This window comes from Stutzerimonas chloritidismutans AW-1 (genome assembly GCF_000495915.1).
GTDB classification, from domain to species: domain Bacteria; phylum Pseudomonadota; class Gammaproteobacteria; order Pseudomonadales; family Pseudomonadaceae; genus Stutzerimonas; species Stutzerimonas chloritidismutans.
In genome coordinates this window covers 1-26,000 of record NZ_AOFQ01000046.1, presented here as the reverse complement: position 1 = coordinate 26,000, position 26,000 = coordinate 1, and the positions used below count along the sequence as shown (strand labels likewise).

General features: G+C 64.6%; 27 protein-coding genes. 19 read left to right on the top strand and 8 right to left on the bottom strand.

From position 1 onward, the window contains the following. The first annotated feature begins 63 nt into the window (after positions 1-63). Positions 64-489 carry a VOC family protein gene (locus F753_RS38930; RefSeq protein WP_023445746.1) on the top strand — a complete coding sequence of 142 codons (426 nt, stop codon included), beginning with the start codon at positions 64-66 and terminating at the stop codon, positions 487-489. A 6-nt stretch (positions 490-495) separates the two neighbouring features. Here the strand turns inward: F753_RS38930 and F753_RS38925 are convergent, their stop codons facing one another. Then, positions 496-1,032, bottom strand: coding sequence for a gamma carbonic anhydrase family protein (locus tag F753_RS38925; RefSeq protein ID WP_023445745.1), 537 nt, complete (start codon positions 1,030-1,032; stop codon positions 496-498). 257 nt (positions 1,033-1,289) lie between these two features. On the opposite strand from F753_RS38925, the gene prlC reads away from it, so the two are divergent. The 3 genes from prlC to F753_RS38910 are packed head-to-tail and all read left to right on the top strand — an operon-like array spanning position 1,290 to position 4,401. Beyond that, on the top strand, positions 1,290-3,341 hold the full coding sequence (prlC, locus tag F753_RS38920; RefSeq protein ID WP_023445744.1) for an oligopeptidase A: 2,052 nt from the start codon (positions 1,290-1,292) through the stop codon (positions 3,339-3,341). Continuing rightward, positions 3,338-3,616 carry a YheV family putative zinc ribbon protein gene (locus F753_RS38915; RefSeq protein WP_023445743.1) on the top strand — a complete coding sequence of 93 codons (279 nt, stop codon included), beginning with the start codon at positions 3,338-3,340 and terminating at the stop codon, positions 3,614-3,616. The genes prlC and F753_RS38915 overlap by 4 nt, the downstream gene beginning before the upstream one ends. A 5-nt stretch (positions 3,617-3,621) precedes the next feature. Then, a complete protein-coding gene (locus F753_RS38910) occupies positions 3,622-4,401 on the top strand; it encodes a DUF1835 domain-containing protein (RefSeq protein ID WP_023445742.1) in 780 nt (259 codons plus the stop codon). A gap of 92 nt (positions 4,402-4,493) precedes the next feature. Here F753_RS38910 and F753_RS38905 read toward each other — a convergent pair whose 3' ends face one another. Further along, on the bottom strand, positions 4,494-5,564 hold the full coding sequence (locus tag F753_RS38905; protein ID WP_023445741.1) for an acyltransferase family protein: 1,071 nt from the start codon (positions 5,562-5,564) through the stop codon (positions 4,494-4,496). 299 nt (positions 5,565-5,863) lie between these two features. Here F753_RS38905 and F753_RS38900 point away from each other — a divergent pair, with 299 nt between their 5' ends. The 8 genes from F753_RS38900 to F753_RS38865 all read left to right on the top strand — a co-directional run bounded on the left by F753_RS38900 (position 5,864) and on the right by F753_RS38865 (position 14,400). Further along, positions 5,864-6,928 carry a PA0069 family radical SAM protein gene (locus F753_RS38900; protein ID WP_023445740.1) on the top strand — a complete coding sequence of 355 codons (1,065 nt, stop codon included), beginning with the start codon at positions 5,864-5,866 and terminating at the stop codon, positions 6,926-6,928. A 195-nt stretch (positions 6,929-7,123) separates the two neighbouring features. Continuing rightward, positions 7,124-7,858, top strand: a complete 735-nt coding sequence (locus tag F753_RS38895) for a carbonic anhydrase (RefSeq protein ID WP_023445739.1) — start codon at positions 7,124-7,126, stop codon at positions 7,856-7,858. A gap of 75 nt (positions 7,859-7,933) precedes the next feature. Further along, on the top strand, positions 7,934-9,475 hold the full coding sequence (locus F753_RS38890) for a SulP family inorganic anion transporter (RefSeq protein WP_023445738.1): 1,542 nt from the start codon (positions 7,934-7,936) through the stop codon (positions 9,473-9,475). Positions 9,476-9,584: 109 nt separating this feature from the next. Beyond that, positions 9,585-9,851 carry a hypothetical protein gene (locus tag F753_RS38885; protein ID WP_003303649.1) on the top strand — a complete coding sequence of 89 codons (267 nt, stop codon included), beginning with the start codon at positions 9,585-9,587 and terminating at the stop codon, positions 9,849-9,851. A gap of 232 nt (positions 9,852-10,083) precedes the next feature. Beyond that, on the top strand, positions 10,084-11,217 hold the full coding sequence (coxB, locus tag F753_RS38880) for a cytochrome c oxidase subunit II (RefSeq protein WP_031297869.1): 1,134 nt from the start codon (positions 10,084-10,086) through the stop codon (positions 11,215-11,217). 12 nt (positions 11,218-11,229) lie between these two features. Further along, a complete protein-coding gene (gene ctaD, locus F753_RS38875; protein ID WP_023445736.1) occupies positions 11,230-12,867 on the top strand; it encodes a cytochrome c oxidase subunit I in 1,638 nt (545 codons plus the stop codon). Between the two features lie 64 nt (positions 12,868-12,931). Continuing rightward, positions 12,932-13,507: a cytochrome c oxidase assembly protein gene (locus F753_RS38870; protein WP_023445735.1), complete on the top strand. Its 576-nt coding sequence runs from the start codon at positions 12,932-12,934 to the stop codon at positions 13,505-13,507. Next, a complete protein-coding gene (locus tag F753_RS38865) occupies positions 13,504-14,400 on the top strand; it encodes a cytochrome c oxidase subunit 3 (RefSeq protein WP_023445734.1) in 897 nt (298 codons plus the stop codon). The genes F753_RS38870 and F753_RS38865 overlap by 4 nt, the downstream gene beginning before the upstream one ends. A gap of 4 nt (positions 14,401-14,404) precedes the next feature. Here the strand turns inward: F753_RS38865 and F753_RS0125065 are convergent, their stop codons facing one another. Continuing rightward, positions 14,405-14,608, bottom strand: a complete 204-nt coding sequence (locus F753_RS0125065) for a twin transmembrane helix small protein (protein ID WP_003303658.1) — start codon at positions 14,606-14,608, stop codon at positions 14,405-14,407. Between the two features lie 70 nt (positions 14,609-14,678). Here F753_RS0125065 and F753_RS38860 point away from each other — a divergent pair, with 70 nt between their 5' ends. The 5 genes from F753_RS38860 to F753_RS38840 are packed head-to-tail and all read left to right on the top strand — an operon-like array spanning position 14,679 to position 18,651. Next, on the top strand, positions 14,679-15,416 hold the full coding sequence (locus F753_RS38860) for an SURF1 family protein (RefSeq protein ID WP_023445732.1): 738 nt from the start codon (positions 14,679-14,681) through the stop codon (positions 15,414-15,416). After that, positions 15,391-15,969 carry a hypothetical protein gene (locus tag F753_RS38855; RefSeq protein ID WP_023445731.1) on the top strand — a complete coding sequence of 193 codons (579 nt, stop codon included), beginning with the start codon at positions 15,391-15,393 and terminating at the stop codon, positions 15,967-15,969. The genes F753_RS38860 and F753_RS38855 overlap by 26 nt, the downstream gene beginning before the upstream one ends. Before the next feature lie 52 nt (positions 15,970-16,021). Further along, positions 16,022-17,077, top strand: coding sequence for a COX15/CtaA family protein (locus F753_RS38850; protein ID WP_023445730.1), 1,056 nt, complete (start codon positions 16,022-16,024; stop codon positions 17,075-17,077). A gap of 17 nt (positions 17,078-17,094) precedes the next feature. Next, positions 17,095-17,994, top strand: coding sequence for a heme o synthase (gene cyoE, locus F753_RS38845; RefSeq protein ID WP_023445729.1), 900 nt, complete (start codon positions 17,095-17,097; stop codon positions 17,992-17,994). 21 nt (positions 17,995-18,015) lie between these two features. Next, the gene (locus F753_RS38840) at positions 18,016-18,651 is read left to right on the top strand and encodes an SCO family protein (RefSeq protein WP_023445728.1); all 636 of its coding nucleotides are present in this window, start codon (positions 18,016-18,018) and stop codon (positions 18,649-18,651) included. An 89-nt stretch (positions 18,652-18,740) separates the two neighbouring features. Here F753_RS38840 and F753_RS38835 read toward each other — a convergent pair whose 3' ends face one another. The 4 genes from F753_RS38835 to F753_RS38820 form a co-directional block, all read right to left on the bottom strand. Further along, positions 18,741-19,922, bottom strand: coding sequence for a PepSY-associated TM helix domain-containing protein (locus tag F753_RS38835; protein ID WP_023445727.1), 1,182 nt, complete (start codon positions 19,920-19,922; stop codon positions 18,741-18,743). Between the two features lie 70 nt (positions 19,923-19,992). Beyond that, positions 19,993-22,485 (bottom strand): TonB-dependent siderophore receptor, encoded by a 2,493-nt coding sequence (locus F753_RS38830; RefSeq protein WP_023445726.1) that lies wholly within the window; start codon positions 22,483-22,485, stop codon positions 19,993-19,995. 99 nt (positions 22,486-22,584) lie between these two features. Then, on the bottom strand, positions 22,585-23,547 hold the full coding sequence (locus F753_RS38825) for a FecR domain-containing protein (protein WP_023445725.1): 963 nt from the start codon (positions 23,545-23,547) through the stop codon (positions 22,585-22,587). Continuing rightward, a complete protein-coding gene (locus F753_RS38820) occupies positions 23,547-24,062 on the bottom strand; it encodes a sigma-70 family RNA polymerase sigma factor (RefSeq protein WP_031297867.1) in 516 nt (171 codons plus the stop codon). The genes F753_RS38825 and F753_RS38820 overlap by 1 nt, the downstream gene beginning before the upstream one ends. 166 nt (positions 24,063-24,228) lie before the next feature. Here F753_RS38820 and F753_RS38815 point away from each other — a divergent pair, with 166 nt between their 5' ends. Then, positions 24,229-24,753, top strand: a complete 525-nt coding sequence (locus F753_RS38815) for a DUF3617 domain-containing protein (protein ID WP_023445723.1) — start codon at positions 24,229-24,231, stop codon at positions 24,751-24,753. A 60-nt stretch (positions 24,754-24,813) separates the two neighbouring features. On the opposite strand, the gene F753_RS38810 is transcribed toward F753_RS38815, so the two are convergent. After that, positions 24,814-25,176 carry a hypothetical protein gene (locus F753_RS38810; RefSeq protein WP_031297866.1) on the bottom strand — a complete coding sequence of 121 codons (363 nt, stop codon included), beginning with the start codon at positions 25,174-25,176 and terminating at the stop codon, positions 24,814-24,816. An 88-nt stretch (positions 25,177-25,264) separates the two neighbouring features. Here F753_RS38810 and F753_RS38805 point away from each other — a divergent pair. After that, the coding region (locus F753_RS38805) for a GTP-binding protein (RefSeq protein WP_031297865.1) at positions 25,265-26,000 on the top strand (736 nt) is incomplete at its 3' end.

The window sequence follows — 26,000 nt, the reverse complement described above, 5'->3', positions numbered from 1 at the left end:
CGTAGGCCGATCGGTGGAAAAAGGCTCTAGACTCGAAGCGTCCCATGCTCAGGAGTGCCATCTATGACGCTTTCGCCCTTCCACCTTGCCATTCCCGTCCACGATCTGGCCGCCGCCCGCACCTTCTACGGCGAGGCGTTCGGCTGCGCCGAGGGTCGCAGCAGCGAACACTGGGTGGATTTCGATTTCTTCGGCCACCAGCTGGTGATCCACGAAGCGCCGAAGATGCCGCATCAGGAGGCGGCCCACAGCAACCCGGTGGACGGCCACGACGTGCCGGTGCCGCATTTCGGCGTGGTGCTTGGCTGGGATCAATGGGAAGCACTGGCCGAGCGGCTGAAGGCGCGCGGCACGCGCTTCGTCATCGAGCCCTACGTGCGCTTCCAGGGCCAGGTCGGCGAACAGGCGACCATGTTCCTGCTCGACCCCTGCGGCAATGCGCTGGAGTTCAAGGCGTTCAAGGACATGAGTCAGCTGTTCGCCAAGTGAGCAGGATCAGCCGCGCTCGGCGAGGTGCTGGTCCTTGAGCTTCACGTAGTTGCCGGCGGTGTAACTGAAGAAGCTGCGCTCCTTTTCGGTCAGCGGACGGGCCTGCTTTACCGGGCTGCCAACGTAGAGATAGCCGCTTTCCAACGTCTTGCCCGGCGGCACCAGGCTGCCGGCGCCGATAATCACTTCATCCTCGACCACCGCGCCGTCCATCACGATCGAGCCCATACCGACCAGGATGCGATTGCCCAGGGTGCAGCCGTGCAGGGTGACCTTGTGGCCGACGGTGACTTCGTCGCCGATGGTCAGCGGGAAGCCATCCGGGTTGTACGGCCCGGCGTGGGTAATGTGCAGCACGCTGCCGTCCTGGATGCTCGAGCGTGCGCCGATGCGGATGCGGTGCATGTCGCCGCGGATCACCGTCAGCGGCCAGACCGAGCTGTCGGCGCCGATCTCGACATCGCCGATGACCACCGCGGAGTCGTCGACGAACACGCGCTCGCCCAGTTGTGGAGTGCTGTTGTGGTAGCTGCGTATCGCCACGATAGAAACCTCTTTGGCTGCGGGGAGGGCCGATTGTAATTAAGATGGCCGGCATCGCCGCGTTAAACCAGAGCTGAGCAGCATGCCGCCTGGCGTGGTCAGAGTTAACTACCGGCTGCTTGCCCGGGGGCGCGTTTCGTCGCCCGGCGTTGAAAAAGCGCGGCAGCGCGTCCATCTAGGACATCTGCCTGCGCGCTGGCCTGTCCAGCCTCGCTCCAGTGAGCGGCCTGCAATCCCTTTCGTCACAAGGTGTCCCCGTGAGCGCGAACAATCCCCTGCTGCAAGAATTCGACCTGCCGCCCTACTCCGAGATTCGCCCGGAGCACGTCGAGCCGGCCATCGACACCATCCTCGGTGACAACCGCGTGGCGATCCAGGAACTGCTCAGCCGCCCGGCCGAGAGCCTCGACTGGCAGACCCTGGTGGTCGGCCTCGACGAGCTGAACGATCGCCTCGCGCGGGCCTGGGGGCCGGTCGGTCATCTCAATTCCGTGTGCAACAGCCCGGAATTGCGCACCGCCTATGAGGCCTGCCTGCCCAAGCTATCGGCCTACTACACCGAACTCGGACAGAACCGCGACCTGTTCGAAGCGTACCAGGCACTGGCTGCAAACCCCGCGGCGGCTGGCTTCGAAGTGGCGCAAAAGACCATCCTCGAGCATTCGCTGCGCGACTTCCGCCTGTCCGGTATCGACCTGCCGCCGGTGGAGCAGCAGCGCTTCGGTGCCATCCAGATGAAGCTCGCCGAGCTCGGCAGCAAGTTTTCCAACCAGCTGCTGGACGCGACCCAGGCCTGGACCCGCCACATCACCGACGAAAGCCTGCTGGCCGGCATCACCGACTCGGCCAAGGCGCAGATGGCCGAGGCGGCCAAGGCCAAGGGCCTCGACGGCTGGCTGATCACCCTGGAATTCCCCAGCTACTACGCGGTGATGACCTACGCCGACAACCGCGACCTGCGCGAGGAGGTCTACACCGCCTACTGCACCCGCGCCTCGGACCAGGGCCCGAACGCCGGGCAGTTCGACAACGGTCCGGTAATGGCCGAGATCCTCGAGCTGCGCCATGAGCTGGCCGGGCTGCTCGGCTACGGCAACTTCGCCGAACTGTCGCTGGCGACCAAGATGGCCGAATCCACCGGACAGGTGCTGAGCTTCCTGCGCGACCTGGCGGTACGCAGCAAGCCGTTCGCCGAGCGTGACCTGGCCGAACTGCGCGCCTTCGCCGCCGAGCAGGGTCTGGACGATCTGCAGAGCTGGGACCTCGGCTACTACGCCGAGAAGCTGCGCCAGCAGCGCTACAGCCTGAACCAGGAAGAACTGCGCGCCTACTTTCCGATCGACAAGGTGCTGTCCGGGCTGTTCTGTATCGTCCAGCGCCTGTACGGCATCGAGATTCACGAGCTGGAGGGCTTCGACGGCTGGCATCCGGAAGTGCGCCTGTTCGAGATCACCGAGAACGGCCAGCACGTCGGGCGCTTCTTCTTCGATCTCTATGCGCGGCCGAACAAGCGCGGCGGCGCCTGGATGGATGGCGCACGCGACAAGCGCCGCACTGCCGCTGGCACGCTGCAGACGCCGGTGGCCAATCTGGTCTGCAACTTCACCCCGCCGGTGGGCGAGCGCCCTGCGCTCTTGACCCACGACGAAGTCACCACGCTATTCCACGAGTTCGGCCATGGCCTGCACCACCTGCTGACCCAGGTCGAGCACGCCGGTGCCTCAGGCATCAACGGCGTGGCCTGGGATGCCGTGGAGCTGCCGAGCCAGTTCATGGAGAACTGGTGCTGGGACCCCGAAGGCCTGGCGCACATCTCCGGCCACTACCAGACCGGCGAGCGCCTGCCGCAGGACAAACTGGACATGATGCTGGCGGCGAAGAACTTCCAGTCCGGCATGATGATGGCGCGCCAGCTGGAGTTCTCCCTGTTCGACTTCGAACTGCACGCCACCCACGGCGACGGTCGCAGCGTGCTGCAGGTGCTCGAGCACATCCGCGACGAGGTCTCGGTGATGCGCCCACCGGCCTACAACCGCTTCCCCAACAGCTTCGCGCACATCTTCTCTGGCGGTTACGCGGCCGGTTACTACAGCTACAAGTGGGCCGAGGTGCTGTCGTCCGATGCCTTCTCGCGCTTCGAGGAAGAAGGCGTGTTCAACTCCGAAACCGGGCGCGCCTTCCGCGAGGCGATCCTGGCCCGTGGCGGCTCCCAGGAGCCGATGGTACTGTTCGTCGATTTCCGAGGCCGCGAGCCGTCCATCGACGCCCTGCTGCGCCACCTCGGGCTGGTAGCGGAGGCCGCGGCATGAACGACGAAGTAACCCGTGTCACCACCAAGCGCTTCATCGCCGGGGCCGTGTGCCCCGCGTGCAGCGGTACGGACTGCATCAAGATGTGGGACGTCGACGGTGTGCCGCACCGCGAATGCATCGACTGCGGCTACGCCGACACCCTCAACGCCCAGGGCCAGTCGGTACCGATGGAGCTGGGCACGCGGGTGAACAAGGTCCAGCCCAAGCCGGCCAACCCGCAGGTGCAGTCGGTGCAGTTCTTTCCTAATCCGAAGTTGAAGAAGCCCGAGTAGCCACTGTGCTGCACCTGACCTGCGGCGACCTGGCCGGCGACAGCGTACGTGCGCTGCTGGCCAGGCTCGAGCCCGAGGCACAGGTGCGAGTGTTGCGCGACGACCTGGCTGTCGGACCGCTGAATGACGTGGACCGTGCGCCTTGCGCTGCTCGCGCCGAATTCTGGGAGCAGATCTGGCCCGCAGAGGTGGCGCCACGCCCGGTGTTCGCCGATGAGCTGGCGGCTGATGCACTCTGGCTAGCCAACCTCGCCAAACAGGCTGCAGCCGTAACGGTCTGGCACGGCGACAGCGCATCCGAACAGCTGCTGCTGGCTCGCATCGCCGCGCTGCTGCAGGGCTCCAGCTGCGGGTTGCACGAAGTCGCTTGCGGCACCGGAGACAGCCGCGCCGGCCAGCGCAAGGCGGTGTCCCTGCATTCGCCCGAGGCACTGGCGGCGCTATACAGCCCACAGGCGGTTCCCGCGTCTCGCCAGGCTGAACTCGCTGCGGTCTGGCACGAGCAGTGCGCCAGCTCGCATGACATTCGCCGCTGGTTCGAGGGGGCGTTTCGGGGCGAAGACTATCGGCTGATCGACGCGGCGCTGGTCGCTGCCAGCCCCGACGAATTCGCTCCGCTGGCGCGTGCGATGGCCGAGGCCATGGGCCATTGCGACGGCTTCTTTCCCACGGATTTCTTCCTCTACTGGCGCGCCCGCGTACTGGCTGCCGCAGGGCGTCTGGAGGTACAGGGCGATCCAACAGCCGCTTACCGTGATCTGCAGGTGCGCCGAGTCATGAGGTGAAAGACTTCACTTCGCGGCCAAGACTCGGCGCGCCCAAGCTCTAAAACAAAGAACCCGCCAAGTGGCGGGTTCCTTTTTTGTACCAGTCCAAATCAGCCTTCGACCTTCGGCGTCGCCCGCCCCGGCTGCGGTGGCGAAGCAAACAGACGCTTGAGCTTCATCGCCGGCGCTTCGATCAGGTGCCAGGACAGTGCGGCGAGGATCAGCGTCGGCACGAAAGCGATCAGCGTCAGGCCGAGCACGCCGACCTGCGGACCGAACAGGTAGATGGTCAGCTGCTGGAACGGGAAGGCGTAGATGTACAGGCCATAGGAGAAATCGCCGTACTTGCCGAAACGCGAGATCAGCGGCAGCGGCGCGTAGGCCAGATAGAGCACCAGATACGGCAGTGCGATGAAGTAAACCAGCGGGCCGATGTCGGTACGGAAGGTTGCCACCAGCGCGGCGAACAACAATGCCGCGATCCAGCCGCGCCAGGGGATATCGTCGCGATAGAGGAACAGTGCCGAGCCGCTGTAGTACAGCAGCCCCAGTTTGAAGATGTTCTTGATGAAGTAGGACTCGATACCCAGCTTGCCCAGCAGCCAGAAATGCCCGACGGCGAGCACGGCAATCGGCAGGAAGATCAGCCGGCGCTTGAGGAAACCGGTCAGCCCGAGAATCATCACGCCGATGTACATCAGCACTTCCAGCGGCAACGTCCACAGCGAGCCATTGACCACGTCGGGGTAGACGTTGCCGGTGAATACGCCGGGCAGCTCGTAGCGTGTCACCAAGAGGATGTTCTGCAGGTAGGTCCAGGTGCCGTCGGCCGCGAGATACTGGCCGAGGGTCAGATGGGTGACCAGCGGCCCAATGACAAACACCGAGAGCAATACCGCGACGATCAACGCCGGAAAGATGCGCAGCGCCCGCTTGATCAGGAAGCTTTTCGGGCTACTGCTGGCCAGCCAGGACGAGGCAATCAAATAACCGCTCATCACGAAGAAGATGCCAACGGCGATCGAGCCGCCCTTTTCGTAGCCGGTGAGCAACGTCAGGGGTTCATCTCCACGGCGGCCAACCAGCGGATAGCTGTGGGCGAACAGCACCAGCGCCGCAGCGAAGAAGCGCAGGAAGTCGAAATTATTCTCCCGGGTGTGGAAAGAGCCGGTGGGATGCATGGTCTGCTCCTGACGAGTAACGGCAGTGACTGATAAAAGGGGCGCACGCAAGCGGTGCATGCCGGTACTGCCGGATCGGTCGCGCACCGCGCTCCGATCGTCCTTGTTGTTTGCCGGCCGCCACGACAGGCGTCGCTCGCGCGTGCAAGCGTTACCCGGTCAGCCCCTTTGTCCCGAGCGCAGCGCAAATGTTCCCGAGCCAACCGACAGGCGGTAGCAGGCAGCACCGATCAGCGGCGCTGGCGCGCTGTCGTCGAGACGATTACTGTATGAATGAACAGTAATCGGACCGACACCCCATGAGCTTCCCCCGTGCCACACCACGCGGCCGCGGCACTGCGATCAACCCGGACAACCGTTTCGCGCCGACACGCAGCGAGGCATACGACGACGGCTGGGAACAGGACGTGCCGCCGACCCGCGCCACCGAGGTGCGCCTGGAGACGGCCAAGAGCGTACTGACCCGTAACCAGTCGCCTGACGTGGGTTTCGATCGCTCGGTCAATCCCTATCGAGGCTGCGAACACGGCTGCATCTACTGCTTCGCGCGGCCCAGTCACGCCTATTGGGACCTGTCGCCAGGCATCGACTTCGAGACGCGGCTGATCGCCAAGACCAACCTCGCCGAGCGCCTCGAACAGGAACTCTCCAAGCCGGGCTACGTGCCGCAACCGATCGCCCTGGGAGTGAACACCGATGCCTATCAGCCGCTTGAGCGCGAGCAGTGCCTGACGCGCCAGGCGCTGGAGATCCTGCTGCGCTTCAGGCACCCGGTGCACATCATTACCAAGGGTTCGCTGGTGCTGCGCGATCTCGATCTGCTGGTGCCGTTGGCCGAGCAGCGATTGGTCAGCGTCTCCGTCAGCCTGACCACGCTGGACGACGAGCTGAAACGCATCATGGAGCCGCGCGCGGCCTCACCCTCGGCGCGGCTGCGGGTGTTGCGCACCCTGCATGAGGCTGGCGTGCCGGTCAGCGTGATGTGCGCGCCGATGATTCCGATGATCAACGACATGGAGCTGGAGCGGATGCTCGAAGCCGCCCGCGAAGCCGGTGCGCGCTCGGCCGGCTATGTGCTGCTGCGCCTGCCCCACGAAGTGGCGACGCTGTTCGATGAATGGCTGCAGGAGCATTTTCCGCAGCGCGCTGCCCATGTCATGAGCCTGGTGCGCCAATCGCGCGGCGGCAAGGATTACGACAGCCGCTTCGGCAGCCGCATGCGCGGAGAAGGCCAATTCGCCCAGCTGCTGGCGCAACGCTTTCAGCTGGCGTGCAAGCGCCTGGGCTTCAATCGACGGGATCAGAACTACGGCCTGGATTGCAGCCGTTTTGCCGTGCCGGGTTCGCAGATGTCGTTGCTCTGAGACCACGCAAGCGCCGCCAGCGCCATCACTACGACAGCAATCAGAAAGCCGAAAAGGCTCGTCCTAGAGCGGTTCGTTCAGTTTCAGTTAAGTCTCACTGACTAGCCTCGGGGCAAATGTGACCAGCCAGTCACCAGCCGCACGACCGGCCTGGATGAGTGCTGGCATGCCTTGCCCTGCATCAGGAGACCACCCATGCGTGAAATATTCACCGCTCGCGCCGAGCGCAACGAACCATCCGCACGTGGCGAAAGCGCCGACGAATCCTTCGCCCATCTGGTCGATGGCTTTCGCCGCTTTCGCACCGAGGTCTATCCCGAACAGCAGGCGCTGTTCGCCCGCCTGGCCAGGGCCCAGCAGCCGCGTGCGATGTTCATCACCTGCGCCGACTCGCGCATCGTTCCCGAGCTGATCACCCAGAGTTCGCCCGGCGACCTGTTCGTCACCCGTAACGTCGGCAATGTGGTGCCACCCTACGGCCAGATGAACGGCGGCGTCTCCAGCGCCATCGAGTACGCGGTGATGGCGCTCAACGTGCAGCACATCATCATCTGCGGGCATTCCGACTGCGGCGCGATGAAAGCGGTGCTCGACCCCAGCGGCCTGCAACGGATGCCCACGGTGAAGGCCTGGCTGCGCCATTGCGAAGTGGCGCGCAGCCTGGTGGAGCAGAACTGCAGCTGCGGCGCGGGCGAAGCCCTGGGCGTGCTCACCGAAGAGAACGTGGTGGCCCAGCTCGACCACCTGCGCACCCATCCCTCGGTCGCCGCGCGCCTCGCCGGCGGTCAGCTGTCGATCCACGGCTGGGTCTATTGCATCGAGACCAGCGAAATCCTCGCCTACGACGCCACCAGCGGCCGTTTCGCGCCGCTGGACGGCGACGGCCCGCTGCCGGTAGCAACGCCCACGCCGCGCTACCTGCAGGCCTGAACCGCCGGCCGCAAGGCATTGGCTTTCGCTTCAGGCGACGCCCCGGGGGCGTCGCCGCGTGTCGAGGTTTTTTGAATGAATGCACAAACACTCAAAGCAACGCTGCCGCGTGACCTGATGGCGTCCGTGGTGGTTTTTCTGGTGGCCCTGCCGTTGTGCATGGGCATCGCCATCGCCTCGGGCATGCCGCCCGCCAAAGGCGTGATCACCGGCATAGTCGGCGGGCTGGTAGTGGGTTGGCTGGCCGGTGCACCCCTGCAGGTCAGCGGTCCGGCCGCCGGACTCACGGTGCTGGTGTTCGAACTGGTGCAGCAATACGGAGCGGCCATGCTCGGGCCGATCCTGCTACTGGCCGGTGCGCTGCAACTGCTGGCCGGTCGGCTGAAGCTGGGTTGCTGGTTCCGCGTCACCGCGCCGGCGGTGGTCTACGGCATGCTGGCCGGCATCGGCATCCTCATCGTGCTGTCGCAGTTGCACGTGATGCTGGACGGGCAGCCGGAAGCCTCCGGACTGGACAATATCGGCGCCTTTCCCGCCGCGCTATGGGCCGCGCTGCCGTTTTCCGGCGGCGGTAACGGACTGATCGCCGCATCTCTCGGCCTGCTGACCATCGCCTGCATGTGGGCATGGGATCGGCTCAAGCCGCAGCGCCTGCGCCTGCTGCCCGGCGCGCTGCTGGGTGTCGCGGCGGCAACGCTGGCGGGGCTGTGGCTGGGGCTCGACGTGCGCCGTGTCGAGGTGCCGGACAATCTCGCCGATGCCATCAGCTGGCTGCAACCGGCCGATCTGCTGACCTTCGCCGATCCCGGTCTGCTGGTCGCGGCGCTGGCCGTGGCCTTTATCGCCAGCGCCGAAACCCTGCTTTCCGCCGCGGCGGTCGATCGCATGCACCAGGGCCTGCGCGCCGATTTCGACCGCGAGCTCACCGCCCAGGGCGTCGGCAACATGCTCTGCGGCGTGCTCGGCGCGCTGCCGATGACCGGCGTGATCGTGCGCAGCTCGGCCAATGTGCAGGCCGGTGCACGCACGCGGCTGTCGGCCATGCTGCACGCGCTCTGGCTGCTGGCCGCGGTGGTGCTGCTGGCAGCGCTGCTGGAGCAGATTCCAATCGCCAGCCTGGCCGGTGTGCTGGTCTACACCGGGCTCAAGCTGATCGACCTGAACGCGCTGCGCCAGCTCGGCCGCTACGGGCGCATGGCCATGCTGATCCATCTCGCCACGGCGCTGACCATCGTCGCCACCGACCTGCTGACCGGCGTCCTGCTGGGCTTCGCACTGACCCTGGGGCAACTGGCCTGGCAGGCTTCGCGGCTGAGGGTCGCGGTGGTGCAGGAAGGCCGCCGGGTCGAACTGCGCATGCAGGGCGCAGCGACCTTTCTGAAGGTGCCGCGACTGGCCCGCGCGCTGGATGGCGTACCGAAGAATGCCTGCGTGCATGTGCCGATGACACACCTGCAGTACATCGACCATGCCTGCATGGAGCTGCTGGAAGAATGGCAGCGCGCCAACCAGGCCAGCGGCGCACGGCTGATCATCGAGCCGCGGGCACTGACGCGACGGGTCGAAGGTCGCCGCCGGCAGGCCGTGCATCTTGCCGCGGCTGCCGACGGGAACTAATCAGGGCGACCAGCCCCCTCATCTTTCAGACACGACCATGCACAACGTGCATCTAGCCGGCAGCGCATCGGGTAAGCCCATGCGCTGCCGGCGCTTCTGGAGGATTGAATTGGACGTCTATATCGATCTGCTGCAATGGCCGGCCATGGTGGTCACGGTGATCGCCGCCTGGCTGATCGGCTCGCTGCAGCCCGGCCGGCGCTTCGTCGGCTTCTGCTGTTTTCTGCTGAGCAACCTGCTCTGGGTGATCTGGGGCTGGCACGCCGAGGCCTGGGCGCTGATCACCCTGCAGGTCTGCCTGGCGCTGATGAACCTGCGTGGGGTGAAGAAGAACGATGCCCCCACACAGCCCGAGCCAGACGCGCCCCGCGCTTAAATTGCCAGAGTGGGATCGCTGTCTATACTCCGAATCGTAGGCGTACCTGATTGAGTTCCGACTGCGCGTGCAAGCGTCCATGTCGCCAGCGAGCGTTTCGCGGGTGGCGTTGGGCAGAATCGGACCGATCGAAAACGTAGCTGGCATGACGGGAATGGTTTCCCCGGCCAGCCGATTTTCGGCGGTGCGATGGCGGTCGGCGGGATAACAAGAATCATAAGGGGAACCCGCAATGTCTCGACATCCATGCATCTGGATGGGGCTTGGGCTTTCGGCAATATTTGGCCAGGCCCAGGCGGCCTGGGACGTGAACATGCGCTCCGGCGCCACCGACGTCAGCCGTTCGGTGTTCGATCTGCACATGACGATCTTCTGGATCTGTGTGGTCATCGGCGTGCTGGTATTCGGCGTGATGATCTGGTCGATGGTCGCGCACCGCCGCTCCAAGCGTCAGCATTCCGCTCACTTCCACGAAAACACCCGCGTCGAGGTGCTCTGGACGGTCATCCCGCTACTGATCCTGGTGGGCATGGCGATCCCGGCGACGCGCACGCTGATCCACATCTACGACTCCAGCGAATCGGACGTCGACGTGCAGATCACCGGCTACCAGTGGAAGTGGCACTACAAGTATCTGGGCGAGGACGTGGAGTTCTTCAGCAACCTCACCACGCCGCGCGAGCAGATCAACAACCAGGCGCCCAAGGGCGAAAACTACCTGCTGGAAGTCGACGAGCCGCTGGTGATTCCCGCCGGCGCCAAGGTGCGCTTCCTGATCACCGCGGCAGACGTCATCCACTCCTGGTGGGTGCCGGATCTGGCGGTGAAGAAGGACGCCATCCCCGGCTTCATCAACGAATCCTGGACCCGCGTCGAAGAGCCCGGCATCTACCGCGGCCAGTGCACCGAGCTGTGCGGCAAGGACCACGGCTTCATGCCGGTGGTGGTGGAGGTCAAGTCCGCCGAGGACTACGCCGCCTGGCTCGGCGAGAAGAAAGCAGAGGCCGCCAAGGTGGCTGAACTGACCAGCAAGGACTGGACGCTGGAAGAGCTCTCCGCGCACGGCGAGAAGGTCTACCAGACCGCTTGCGCGTCCTGCCACCAGGCCGGCGGCGAAGGCATCCCGCCGATGTTCCCGGCCCTCAAAGGCTCGGCCATCGCCACCGGCGACATCGAGGCGCACATCGACATCGTCGTCAACGGCAAGCCGGGCACCGCCATGGCGGCCTTCGGCAAGCAGCTGTCGGAAGTCGACCTGGCCGCGGTCATCACCTACGAGCGCAACGCCTGGGGCAACGAGACCGGCGAAATGGTCACGCCGAAAGACGTGCTCGACTTCAAACAGGCCGAAGAAGCCACCCAGTAAGAGGATTCGGTGATGAGTGCAGTGATCGACGATCATGGTCATGCCGGACATGACCACCACCACGGCCCGGCCCAGGGTCTCTCGCGCTGGCTGCTGACCACCAATCACAAGGACATCGGCTCGATGTACCTGTGGTTCAGCTTCTGCGCCTTCCTGCTCGGTGGCTCGATGGCCATGGTGATCCGCGCCGAGCTGTTCCAGCCGGGCCTGCAGATCGTGCAGCCGGAATTCTTCAACCAGATGACCACCATGCACGGCCTGATCATGGTGTTCGGCGCAGTAATGCCGGCCTTCGTCGGCCTGGCCAACTGGATGATCCCGCTGATGATCGGCGCGCCGGACATGGCGCTGCCACGGATGAACAACTTCAGCTTCTGGCTGCTACCGGCGGCCTTCGGCCTGCTGGTCTCGACGCTGTTCATGGAAGGCGGCGGGCCGAACTTCGGCTGGACCTTCTATGCGCCGCTGTCGACGACCTACGCGCCGGAGTCGGTGACCTTCTTCATCTTTGCCATCCACCTGATGGGCATCAGCTCGATCATGGGCGCGATCAACGTGATCGCCACCATCCTCAACCTGCGCGCGCCAGGCATGACGCTGATGAAGATGCCGCTGTTCGTCTGGACCTGGCTGATCACCGCCTTCCTCTTGATCGCGGTGATGCCGGTGCTGGCGGGCGTGGTGACCATGATGCTGATGGACATCCACTTCGGCACCAGCTTCTTCAGCGCGGCCGGTGGCGGCGACCCGGTGCTGTTCCAGCACGTGTTCTGGTTCTTCGGCCATCCCGAGGTGTACATCATGATCCTGCCGGCCTTCGGCGCGGTCAGCTCGATCATCCCGGCGTTCAGCCGCAAGCCGCTGTTCGGCTACACCTCGATGGTCTATGCCACCGGCGCCATCGCCTTTCTCTCGTTCATCGTCTGGGCGCACCACATGTTCACCGTCGGCATTCCGCTGACCGGCGAGCTGTTCTTCATGTACGCCACCATGCTGATCGCCGTGCCCACCGGGGTGAAGGTGTTCAACTGGGTATCGACGATGTGGCGCGGCTCGCTGACATTCGAGGCGCCGATGCTGTTCGCGGTGGCTTTCGTCATCCTCTTCACCATCGGCGGTTTCTCCGGGCTGATGCTGGCCATCGCGCCCGCGGACTTCCAGTACCACGACACCTACTTCGTGGTGGCGCACTTCCACTACGTGCTGGTGCCCGGGGCGATCTTCGGCATCTTCGCCTCGGCCTACTACTGGCTGCCGAAGTGGACCGGGCACATGTACGACGAAACCCTGGCCAAGCTGCATTTCTGGATGAGCTTCATCGGCATGAACCTGGCGTTCTTTCCGATGCACTTCGTCGGCCTGGCCGGCATGCCGCGACGCATCCCCGACTACAACATGATGTTCGCCAACTTCAACATGGTCTCCAGCGTCGGCGCCTTCATGTTCGGCGCCACCCAGCTCTTGTTCCTGTTCATCGTCATCAAGTGCATCCGCGGCGGCGCACCCGCACCGGCCAAGCCATGGGACGGCGCAGAGGGACTGGAATGGAGCGTGCCCTCGCCGGCGCCTTACCACACCTTCCAGGTGCCGCCGGACATGAGCCATGTGCACGAGCACCGCAAGGGCACCGGCGGGGAGCTGACGCCGTGAGCATGCATCGGGGTGTGACCGGAGGTTGCCGGGCCGCCCGCAACCCTCGATCGGGGAGGCTGCCATGAACGAGTCCCTGCCCACGCGGCGCCTGGTCCGCCGCCTGCTGTTCGTCGTGGTCGGCATGTTCGGTTTCGGCTTCTTGCTGGTGCCGATCTACGACGTCATGTGCCAGGCGTTCGGCATCAACGGCAAGACCGCCGGCGCCTACACCGGCTCGCAGAGCGCCGACGCGGCGCGGGCGGTGCGGGTGCAGTTCCTCGCCACCAACGCCGCCGGCATGAGCTGGGAGTTCGGCCCGCTGGCTGACCAGCTCAGCGTGCACCCGGGCGCCAGCCAGGAGATTCGTTTCGTCGCCTACAACCCGACCGACAAGCCGATGACCGCGCAGGCGATCCCCAGCGTCTCGCCGTCGCGGGCGGCGGCCTACTTCCACAAGACCGAATGCTTCTGCTTCACCCAGCAGGTCTTGCAACCGGGCGAGCGCATCGAAATGCCGGTGCGCTTCATCGTCGATCGCGACCTACCCGCCGACGTGCACAACCTGACCCTTGCCTACACGCTGTTCGACATCACGTCCCGCCAGCCGCCGGTGGCCGTCAACGCCACATCGGCCCCGGCCAAGGAGAGTCTGCAATGAGCCAACAGACCACCCACGAGCAGTATTACGTTCCTGATCAGAGCAAATGGCCGATCATCGCCACAATCGCCCTGCTGGTCACCTTCTACGGCCTGGGCAGCTGGTTCAACGACCTGAAAGCCGGGCGTGACGAGTCCAGCGGGCCGATGATCTTCTTCGTCGGCGCGCTGCTGATCGCCTACATGATGTTCGGCTGGTTCGGCGCCGTGGTGAAGGAAAGCCGCGCCGGGCTGTACAGCGCACAGATGGACCGCTCGTTCCGCTGGGGCATGAGCTGGTTCATCTTCTCGGAGGTGATGTTCTTCCTCGCCTTCTTCGGCGCGCTGTTCTACATCCGCTACTGGGCCGGCCCCTGGCTGGCCGGCGAAGGCGACAAGGGCATCAGCAACATGCTCTGGCCCGGCTTCGAATACACCTGGCCGCTGCTCAACACCCCAGATCCCAAGCTCTATCCGGCACCGGAAGGCACCATCAGTGCCTGGGGCCTGCCGCTGATCAACACCATCCTGCTGGTCAGCTCCAGCTTCACCCTGACCTGGGCGCACCACGCGCTGCGCAAGAACAATCGCCAGCATCTGAAGATCGGCCTGGCGCTGACCGTGCTGCTCGGCGCCGCGTTCCTGGTCCTGCAGATCGAGGAGTACGTACATGCCTACACCGAACTGGGGCTGACCCTGGGCTCGGGCATCTACGGCGCGACCTTCTTCATGCTTACGGGCTTTCACGGTGCCCACGTGACCATGGGCGCGATCATCCTCACGGTGATGCTGGTGCGCATCCTGCGCGGGCACTTCAGCCCTGAACAGCACTTCGGTTTCGAGGCAGCGGCCTGGTACTGGCACTTCGTCGACGTGGTGTGGATCGCGCTGTTCGTCTTCGTCTATGTGATCTAGCGAATCAGAAACCAAAGGCGGGGCGCAGCTGCCCCGTATAGAAACCCCAGCCGATCAGCGCAACGGTCAGTGCGCTGAGGCTGACCCGGATGAACAGAGCCGTGATCACACGGGAGGTGCGGCCCTCGTCCCTGACCAGGAAGAACAACCCACTGAACAGACTGACCAGCGTGGCCACTAACAACAGAACGATCGCCGCCTTGAGCATGAGCGATTCCACGACAGGGGTATTGGGGGTGGAGTATAGCCAGCCGTATCGACACATCAGGCTGCCGGCCATGAGCGGCTTCAGGCCCGGGCTGCTGCCGACCCTGCTGGTGCTGGCCCTGCTGCCGGTGCTGGTGTGGCTGGGCTTCTGGCAGCTGGAACGTGGCGAGCAGAAGCGCGAGCTGCTGGAGCGCCAGGAGGCGAGGCAGCAAGCTGCGCCGCTGTCACCGGAGCAGATCGAAAGCAGCGCCCAGCCGGCCTTTTCCCGCGTGCATCTGCAGGGTCGTTTCGATGCCGAGCACAGCTTCCTGCTCGACAGCCGCACCCGTGACGGCCAGGTTGGCGTAGAGCTGCTGCAGCCCTTTCATGACGAGCTCAGCGACCGTTGGGTAATGGTCAACCGCGGCTGGATTCCCTGGCCCGATCGCCGCGTGCCGCCGGCCTTCGATACACCAGCGCAGTCTTTGAAGCTCGCTGCCTGGGTCTACGTACCGCCAGGAAAGCCGTTCATCTTCAGCCACCGCACGGCCGAGGGCTGGCCGCGCCTGATCAACCACGTCGACATCGAGGCGATGTGGCAGCAGGCCGGCCGCGAAGGCGTGATCCATGAATTGCGTCTGGAGCCCGGCCCCAGCGCCTACCGCGCCGATTGGGCGATCACCAGCATGCGCCCGTCGCAGCATCTGGGCTACGCCGTGCAGTGGTTTGCCATGGCTGCCGCCCTGCTGGCGCTGTTCATCTACTTCGGCGTGCATCAGGCACGGGAGAAGCACAGTGACAACGATGAATCCAACCCTTGCCGGCCGTGAGCCGAAGCGCGGTCGTGGCCGGCTGCAACTGCTGCTGATAATCGCCGTGGTACTCGGCCCGATGCTGCTGGCGTCGGCGATGTATCGCTTCGGCTTCTGGGTTCCGCAGACCCGCAGCTACGACGGCGTGCTGATCGCCAACGGCCAGGACCGCGCAGCCATCGGCGTGACTGCAGCCGACTCCGAACGGCGCTGGGAGCTGCTGGTCACCGCCCCGCAGGGCTGCGAAACGCAGTGTCAGCAGCTGGTCTACCTGGCCCGCCAGATCAATATCGGCCTGGCTCGCGAAGCCGCCCGCGCCGGCCACGCCCTGGCCAGCGCCACCGCTCTGGACGAGGCCTACGAGCAACGCCTGCGTCGCGAGTATCCGCAATTGCAACGCCATGGCCTCGACGCCGGCGTGTATGCCCGCAACCCCGAAGCACCGGCCACGCCGCAGCTTTGGATCGTCGATCCGCACGGCAACCTGGTGCTGCGATACGACGCCGAAGCCGACGGCAAGGCAATCCTCGATGACCTGAAATACCTGCTGAAGATCTCGCAGATCGGCTGACGCACTCTGCCGCTTCGCTGGGGTCCCAAACTGGCCGCCCAAGGAGAAACCGATGGCCAAACCCGGATACCGCCTCGCCCTGATCGCCACGCTGCTGGCGGTGGTGGTCGTGCTGCTCGGTGCCTATACGCGGTTGACCCACGCCGGCCTCGGCTGCCCTGACTGGCCAGGCTGCTACGGTTTTCTCGCCGTGCCCATGAGCGAGCACAAGCAGAACCTCGCCGCGCTGCGCTTTCCCGAGGCGCCACTGGAAGTGACCAAGGGCTGGAACGAGATGATCCATCGCTACTTCGCCGGCGCGCTGGGGCTGGTGATTCTCGCCATGGCGGCGCAGGCGATACGCCGTCGCGGCCAACGCGGGCAGCCGGTGAAGTTGCCGCTGCTACTGCTCGCGGTGGTCATCGCCCAGGCGATCTTCGGCATGTGGACAGTGACCCTGCAGCTCTGGCCTCAGGTGGTTACCGCGCACCTGCTCGGCGGCTTCACCACCCTCAGCCTGCTGTTTCTGCTGTGCCTGCGGCTGTCCGGTGCACTTGCTCCGTTGCCGGCCGTAGACGGTCGTCTGCGCAAATTCGCCGGCATCGCCATGCTCGCGGTGATCGTCCAGATCGCGCTCGGCGGCTGGGTCAGCAGCAACTATGCGGCCGTCGCCTGCACCGACTTCCCCACCTGCCATGGCGAATGGTGGCCACGGATGGACTTCGCCAACGCCTTCAACCTGACCCACCACGACATCGGCCCGAATTACCTCGGCGGCCTGCTCTATGGCGAGGCGCGCACGGCCATCCATGTCAGCCACCGCATCGGCGCGCTGTGCGTGACGCTGGTGTTGCTGCTGCTGGCCGCAATGCTCATGCGCCGCGGACTCGGCCGGCTGGCGGGGCTGCTCATCGCCGCGCTGGCGCTGCAGGTCGGGCTGGGCATCAGCAACGTGCTGCTCAACCTGCCGCTGGCGGTCGCCGTAGCGCACAACGGCGGCGGTGCCGCGCTGCTGCTGGTGCTGGTACTGGTCAATTACCGGCTGCGCCAGCCTCCACATGCCGCCCGGCAAACCGAGCCAGCATCGATTTCGAACACGACGGGGCAGCTCGATCTGCCCCGCGCATGACCACAAGGAGAACCCCCATGGCGACTCTACTCAGCGAACGCAGCGCCCAGGCCAGCTGGCGCGACTACCTGGAGCTGACCAAGCCGAAGGTGGTGCTGCTGATGCTCATCACCTCGCTGGTGGGCATGTTCCTCGCCACCCGCGCCGGCGTGCCCTGGACGGTGCTGCTGTTCGGCAATCTGGGCATCGCCCTGTGTGCCGGTGGCGCCGCGGCGGTGAACCATGTGGTGGACCGGCAGATCGATTCGGTGATGGCCCGCACCCACAAGCGACCCCTGGCCGAAGGCCGGGTCTCGCCAGCGGCGGCACTGACCTTCGCCTTCGCCCTCGGCGTCAGCGGGCTGGCCCTGCTGCTGACCTTCACCAATGCCCTCGCCGCCTGGCTGACCCTGGCCTCGCTGATCGGCTACGCGGTGATCTACACCGGCTTTCTCAAACGCGCCACGCCGCAGAACATCGTCATCGGCGGACTCGCCGGCGCCGCGCCGCCGCTGCTCGGCTGGGTCGCGGTGACCGGCCAGGTCACCGCCGAACCGCTACTGCTGGTGCTGATCATCTTCGCCTGGACGCCGCCGCACTTCTGGGCGCTGGCGATTCACCGCAAGGACGAGTACGCCAAGGTCAACGTGCCGATGCTGCCGGTGACCCACGGCGTGCACTACACCAAGGTGCATATCCTGCTCTACACGGTGATGCTGCTGGCGGTCAGCTTCATGCCGTTCGCCATTCACATGAGCGGCCCGCTGTACCTCGCCGCCGCAGCGTTGCTGGGTGCACGCTTCCTCTACTGGACGATCGCGCTGTACCGCGACAGCCGGCCACATGCGGCAATCAAGACCTTCAAATTCAGCATCTGGTACCTGTTCGCGCTGTTCATCGCGCTGCTGGTTGATCATTATCTGCTGCTCGATTTCTAGATAGTCGCCCAAAGGACGTTCATGACCCGCATCCAGAAAACCGTCTTCATTCTCGTGGCGCTGATCGCGCTGGTCGTCGGGCTGACGGTTTCCAAGGTGCTCAACAGCCAGCACCAGCTCGACCCCACGCAGTTGCTGGATGCCGGCATCGTCGTGCTGCCGCAGAGCCGCACGGTGCCGTCGCTGAGCCTGACGGACCAGGACGGCGAAGCGGTAAAACTGAACGAACTGGACGGACAGTGGACGCTACTGTTCTTCGGCTACACCTTCTGCCCGGACATCTGCCCCACTACCCTGGCCGAACTGCGCCAACTCAACGGCATGCTGCCGGACGCCGTGCGCGACCAGCTGCGCATCATCCTCGTCAGCGTCGATCCGAATCGCGACACGCCGGAAAAACTCAAGGAATACCTCGGCTACTTCAACGCCGGTTTCCAAGGGCTTACCGGCCCGCTGGACGATATCCAGACGCTGGCCAACGGCGTCGGCATTCCCTTCATACCCGGCGATACCAGCAAGGAAAACTACACCGTCGACCACAGCGGCAACCTGGTCCTGATCGGCCCGGACGGCCGCCAGCGCGGCTTTATCCGTTCGCCCTTGCGGGTGCAGAAACTGGCCGAGCAGTTGCCTGAGTTGATCAACCGGGCGGAGTGACGCTCAGGCAGCGCCCCAAGGCGAGGTCCCCACGGCAGATGAGTACGACCCGCTTCGCCCAGCGGCGAAGCGAACGTCGCTACGCCGCGTCAGCCCGCCTCTGCCACCGCCCCCCGCCTTGCCGCGGCCTGCCGCCTTGCCGACAGCTTGCGCCACCAGATCACCACACCGGTGACCGACAACACCGCGATCGCCACGCCCAGAACGGCGATGAGGATGCGCCCTGGTAGGCCGAGGATGCGCCCGCCATGGATCGCCGGCTGCAGCAGATGAAACTGCTGCCCCAGCGTGCCCTGGCCGGGAATCTCCTGCCCCAGCAGACGACCGTCGGTGCCGTGGAAGAACAGCCAGGCATTGCCCTGATTGCTGTCGTGCTCGCCGAAACCGGCGCCATAGAAGTTGTACTCGAAGCTGTAGTACAGCTCGGTGATCGCTTCGGTCAGGCCAAGCTCGGCGGCGTGCTGCATGGCGTAGTCGTACGCCTGGTGGAAGTCGTAAGCGGTGGTGCCCAGTTGCTCTGCCGGCATCCGCCCGCGGGCCTCGTAGACGCTCGGCTCAACGGGCGAGAACAGCGATACCACCGGCTTGAACACCTGCTCCGGCAGGTTCATCGCCACGCTGCTGACCGCCACCGGCGTGAGCAGCAGCCACAGCCACAGGCCGCCTGCGCGGTGTACGTCGTGGTTCATGCGCTGGCGCTTGATCTTCCAGGACGTCCACCACTTGGAAAAGAATGGCCGGCCACGAGGAAAGGTCAGCACCAGCGAGACGAAGCAATCGATCACCCAGGCGATCGCCACGATACCCATCAACCACAGCCCCCAGTTGCCCGGCAGCGAAAGGTTGTAGTGAAACTCGAGGATGAAGGGCACGAAGTTCTTGCGCGAGAAGCAGCATTCGCCCCAGTAGCGCGTGCCCACCGGGTCGCCGCTCACCGCATCGACGTACTGCACCACTGGGCGCTCGCCATACGGCTTGCCAGTCGCCGGATCGTTACGCGGCACCAGCGCCATCAAAGCGGCGTGACCGGGCTCACTGGGAAACTCCATGTACCAGACCTGCATACGCGGGTTGGCCTGCTCGACGCGTTCCACCAATGTTCCCGGCGCCAGCACCGGTCCCTCACTGGTGGTGTGGTAGAACTCCGGGTTGAGCCATTCGTCCAGCTCGTGATGGAAGGCCAGGATGCTGCCGGTAATGCCGGCGAGAAACAGGAAGATCGCCGTGGCCAGGCCGATGTAGCGGTGCAGGAGCACGAGAATGGAACGCATCGTCGGTTGTCCGTCCTTCAGAAAGCACAAAGCCGCCGGCCCTGTGGGGCCGGCGGCAGTTCAGCGTTGATCAGAAGTCGTAGGTCACGGTAGCCATGACATTGCGCTCCTCGCCGTAGTAGCACTGGCTCAGGCTGTTGCACGCGGCGACGTACTTCTCGTCGGTGAGGTTGTTCAGGTTCAGACGCACGCCGACACCCTGCAGCCCGACGCGAGACAGGTCATAACCAAGCATGGCGTCGTACAGCGTGTAGGACGGAATGCGCAGGGTGTTCTCCGCGTCAGCCCAGCTCTTGCCGAAGTAGCGTGCGCCACCACCCACCTGCAGACCGGCCAACGGCCCTCGGTCGAAGGTATAGTCGGTCCACAGCGAGGCCATGTTGCGCGCCACCGCGTTGGGCGTGTTGCCGCGATTGTTGACGCCGGCAGCACCGGTGAAGTCCTTGGAATACTCGACGTCCATGTAGGTATAGCTGGCGATGACATTGACCTGTTCCAGCGGCCGCAGACGAGCTTCGACTTCCACGCCTTTGGAGGTAAGTTCGCCCACCGCGCGGTAGAAGTTCTCGTTGGAATCCTTGTTCGCCAGGTTCGATTGCTTCAAGTCGAAGTAGGAGATGGTGTAGAGATCGTCGGTGCCCAGCGGCTGATACTTCAGGCCCACCTCGTACTGTTCGCCTTCAGTCGGATCAAGCAGTGTGATGTCGAAGCCGCCGCTGCCATTCGCGTTATAGGCCGCAGTGGCGTTGGGATTGAACGACTCGGAGTAGCTGGCGTAGGGCGACAGACCGTTATCAAAGGCATAGAGCACACCAACGCGACCAGTGAATTGCTCGAGCTTGGCGCTATCGGACTGATCGCCGTAGCTCGCATCGTTGGTGTGATCGAACGAGACGTCCACCCAATCCTGGCGAACACCCAGCGAGAAGCGCCAGTTGCCGAGGCTGATCAGGTCCTGCACATAGAGGCCTGTCTGCTCCAGCTCACGGGTTTCGTCGTACTGGTGGTAGAACACCGGGCTGCCCGCACCTACGGCACCGGTGTAGGGATTGACCGAGGGCAGGCCGTAGGCTGCGTCGTAAACCACCTTGGCCTTGCGCCGCTGGTAGTCGAGGCCGGTCACCAGGGTATGGCTGAGTGCGCCGGTATCGAAGAGGAACTGCAACTGGTTGTCGATGGTCCAGGCGTGCAGCGCTTCGTCGGCCCCGGTGTAGTAGCGCACCAGTTCATCGGAACCTGGGGCCACGTAGCCGTACTGATAAACCTGCCCCGAGTCCACGGTGGAGTCCAAGTACTGGAAGTTCTGCCGCGCCGAAACGACATCATTGAAACGGTGCTCGAGCTGATAGCCGATCATCTGCTGGTCGCGCTCGAACTTCTCGTAGTCCTCGTCGCCCTCGAAGAAGCTGCGCGAGATGCGCTGACCGTTGCGCGACGTCACCGTGCCATCGGCCGGTAATCCGCCGTGGTAGCCGCTCTCCGGATCGCGTTGCAGCATCGCCAGCAAGGTCAGGCGGGTGTCTTCGGTGAAGTCGATGCTCACCGAGGGCATCACCGCAAAGCGTTGCTCCTCGATTCCATCGACCTGGTTGTCGGCATCCTTGGCCACGCCGACCAATCGATAACTGATGCGCTCGTCATCCAGAGGCCCGGTGAAGTCGAACGCTGCCTGCTTGTAATCATTGCTGCCGTAGGAGAACTGCAGCTGGCGGCTAGCTTCCTTCTGCGGCTTCTTGCTGGTCATCGCCACCAGCCCCCCGGGCAGGCTGCGGCCATAGAGCACCGAGGACGGTCCCTTGAGGATGTCGATGCGCTCGATGAAGTACGGATCGACCTGCAGACTGCTGTAAGTGCCGCTGTCGCCCAGCAGCTTCTGACCGTCGAGGTAAAGGTTGTCCACCGAGCCATCGGTGATGCCGCGCATGGCGACATAGTCGTAGCGCGTCGTCGCACCGTACGGCGTACTCATCAGTCCCGGCGTATAGCGCACCGCCTGAGCGATCGAGCGTGAACCCTGATCCTCGATCTGCTGGCGGGTGACCACCGAAACGGTCTGCGAAGTCTCTGCCAACGGCATGCTCGTCTTGGTCGCCACGCTGCTGTGGGTCGCGTTGTAGCCTTCCATCGAACCCAGCGCGTTGCCCAGGGCGAAACCTTCGACGGTCATCGGTTGCAGTTCGACGGCATCGGTCTGCGCGCTACGGCGCGCTAGCGAGTAGTTGCCCTGGCTGTCGCGGACGGCCTGCAGGCCGCTACCCTGCAGCAACGCAGCGAAACCGTCGTCAACGCCGTACTGCCCTTGCAGGCCGTTGCTTTCCAGGCCCTGCAGCAGGCTGCCATCCACCGAGAGCAGCACACCTGCTTCACCGGCGAAACGGCTCAGTGCGCTGGAGAGCGGGCCGGCGGGAATGTCGTAGCTGCGCACCACCTGCTGGGTAGCAGACTGCGCCATGGCAGCGCCGGGCACGATGCTGGCCAGCGGCAGGCACAGCAGCGCGGCACGAATGCCGAGCGCCAAGGCGCGGGAGCGATTGGGAATGAACGGCAAGGCGGTCGAGCGCATGGGTGTTCCTGTTCGAGTGACGGATTTAGCCCTATGCCCCACCAGATCGAAGAAAGGGAACTGCAGATGCGAATATTTTTTATTCGTGTCCGCAACGAACTACACGCCACCCCGTGCCGAGGCAGGTTCGAGGCTGACCCACCAGGCCATGCGCCGCTCGATGCGCACCGGCAGCGTCGCCGCCAGCGCATCCAGCACACGCTCGGTGTCACCGAGGGGAAAGGCCCCGACCACGCGCAGATCGGCGATACGCGGATCGCAGCCGAGATAGCCGTGTCGATAGCGCGACAGTTCGACGAGGAAATCTTCCAGGCGCTGGTTGTCGGCCAGTAATACGCCGCTCGCCCAGGCCTGATGTTCGGCGCGGGCCGCCGACAGGGGGGCGATGTAGCGGCGACTGAAATCGGTCTGCTGCCCGGCCGCCACACGGGTGATGCCTAAGCCATCCAGCTGGATATCCACAGCGCCGGCGAACACGCTCAGTCGAGTATGGCCATCTTCCTGGCGCAGGGAGAAACGCGCGGCCTGCTCGCTGCGCACGCGACCTTCACGACTGGTCAGCAGCAACGGCCGCCCGCCTTGGCTGGGCGAGGCATCGACCAGCAGCTCACCACGGTAAAGCGCCAGCCTGCGCGCGGTCGCGTCATCGGCGATATCCACCGCGGTATCGGTGTTCAGCCAGAGCTGTGAGCCATCAGCCAGGCGCAGATCGCGCACCTCACCAACCGCGGTCCGCTCATCGGCCGTCCACTGTCGCCAGGGCAGCGATCCGCCGGCCAGGCTCAGTGCCGCGCCGCCACAAAGCACGGACAGCACCTTCAGTGCCTGGCGACGGTTCGATTGGCGGCTGTGCAACATCGCGCCGGCAGTGCGCCCGACGGCATCGTCGGCCAGCGGCTGGAACTGGCCACTGATGCGTTCGACCTTGGCCCACGCGCGGGCATGTTCCGGCTGTTCCAGCCACGCGCTCCAGGCCTGGCGCTCGCCAGCGCTGGCCGCACCGGACTGCAACACGGCAAACCACTTCGCCGCTTCCTGCAGCACGCGGTAATCAATGCCCATCAGTCCTCCGCCACCAGCAGCAGGCAATGCAACATGGCCTGAGCCATGTACTTCTTCACCATCCGCTCGGAAACGCCGAGTTCGATGGCGATTGCGGCGTAGGTCATGCCCTGCAGCTGCGACATGAGAAAGGCGCTGCGCACCTTCGCCGACAGCTGGGCCAGCATGGCGTCGACCTGCAGCAAGGTTTCGACGATCAACGCCTGGGATTCCGGCGATGGCGCCACGGGCTCGGGTTGCAGTGCCAGCGCATCAAGATAGGCCTGCTCGATCTGTCGGCGCCGCCAATGGTTGATCAACAGGCCCTTGGCGATGGTATGCAGGTAGGCTCTGGGTTCGCGGATGGCGCCCATGTCCTGATCCTTGGTCATCACCCGCACGAAGGTGTCCTGCGCGAGGTCGGCCGCCCGCTGATTACAGCCCAGCTGGCGCCGCAGCCAGCCGTTAAGCCAGCCGTGATGCTCGGCATAGAGCCGATGCAGCATCTGCTGTCGAACCATACCTTCAGTTGCCAAGCGGCCTCCCATGAGCGCTGCAAGCGTTAATGCTAACGCTTCTCAACAGCACAAATCCATCGGCAATCGCTGTGTCGCGTTCTTTTGTCGACCGACGTCCGTTCGAGCACGGTGCAGAAAAAGCTCGACTAGGCTGAAGGAACAACCCATCTCCGGAGGCACGCTCATGACCCAACTGCCACGTCTGGCCGCTTTCGCGCTTCTCTCCCTGACACTGCTGCCAGCCCATGCGCAGATTCTGCCGGGCCTCTGGGAATTCAGCAGCGGCGATATACAGGTGGACGGCCAACAGATGCCCGGCATGGACGCGATGCTGGCGCAGATGGAGAACCTGCCCGCCGACCAGCGCCGGATGATGGAGGAGATGCTGGCCGCGCAGGGCGTGAAACTGGGCGGCAAGGGCGTGCAGATCTGTCTGAGCAAGGCCCAGGTGGAGTCCGATGAGCTGCCCTTTCAGGATGACCCGGCCTGTACCCAGGAGATCACCGAGCGTGGCGACAAGCTGTGGAAATTCAGGTTCGAGTGCCCTGATGCCCGAGGTCAGGGCGAGACGCGCTTCATCAGCGACAAGGAGTTCGTCAGTACCGTGGAAAGTGAATACCGCCAAGGCACCGAGACCGGTACCTCGCTAATCGAATCCCACGCGCGCTGGATAGCGGACGATTGCGGCGCATTGAAACCGGCTCGGTAGAAGGCGACCGGGAAATCAGCAGGAGTTCCACGTGAAACCCCCATGGCTGCTGGGCCGAGGTCAGTTCTTCTCCCAGCTGCCCTGGTTGTTCTGCTCGCAAGCGGGCTGGAGAAAGCGCGCATCACTGGCGATACCGTAATAGTGAATGTCCTGCCGGTACGGCATGTTCGACACCTGCGCGTTGCGGCAGACACCGAAGGCCCCGTCCGGGCACTGATCGACGAACTCCACTTCGACTTCGTGATCCTTAAGCTGCGGCTGACAGAAGCCGGTGCGGAACAGCTCTGCGGGAATGTTGATGTTCGCCTGGCAAAGCTTCACTGCCACGCGGTCGTCGTGGCTGTTAATGACGCACGCTTCGGCCATCACATCGCCAGCGACGAGCGGGCCGCACAGGGCTGTCAGCAAGAACGGTAACCGCACGATTTCACCTCTCCGAGAATCGCCGGCGACTTTAACATGAGCCACCCGCCCCTTTCAGACCCAGCGCAAAATGCGCACCATAGCCGCCATGCTCGAACATATCCCGACCCATCTCATCGGCGGCCCGCTCGGCGCCGGCAAAACCAGCCTGATTCGCCATCTGCTCGATCAGAAGCCAGCCGGCGAACGCTGGGCGGTGCTGATCAACGAGTTCGGCCAGATCGGGCTGGATGCCGCGTTACTGACGACCGAAGCAGACGGCATCAGCCTGGCGGAGATCCCCGGCGGCTGCCTGTGTTGTGTCAACGGCGTGCCGTTCCAGGTCGGCCTGGCGCGCCTGCTGCGTCAGGCAAAACCAGACCGCTTGCTGATCGAACCCTCCGGCCTGGGCCACCCGGCGGAATTGCTGCGGCAGCTCAGGCTACCGCCATGGCAGAACGTGCTGAGCGTCCAGCCAACCGTGCTGGTACTGGATGCCGCCGCCCTCAGCCGCGGCGAACCCCTGCCCGACAGCCAGCAGCAGGCCCTGGTCCAAGCCGGCCTGCTGCTGATGAACAAGAGCGAAACGCTGGACCAACCCAGCCGTACCCGACTGGCAGAGCAGCTGCCTGAGCAAACGCTTTACTGGACCACGCAAGGCCAGCTGCCCCTCGAACAGCTTCCCGGTATCGGCGCTCGCGCCAGTGAAGCAACGCCAGCGACGCCCCTGCCCTCCGGCTCGGCGAAGCTGGCGCAGGTGTGGCTCGATCCGCGCCAGCCGATCTGCCAGGTTCAGGCGACAGCAGAGCACTGGAGCATCGGCTGGGGGGGGGGCCCCCGCCCGC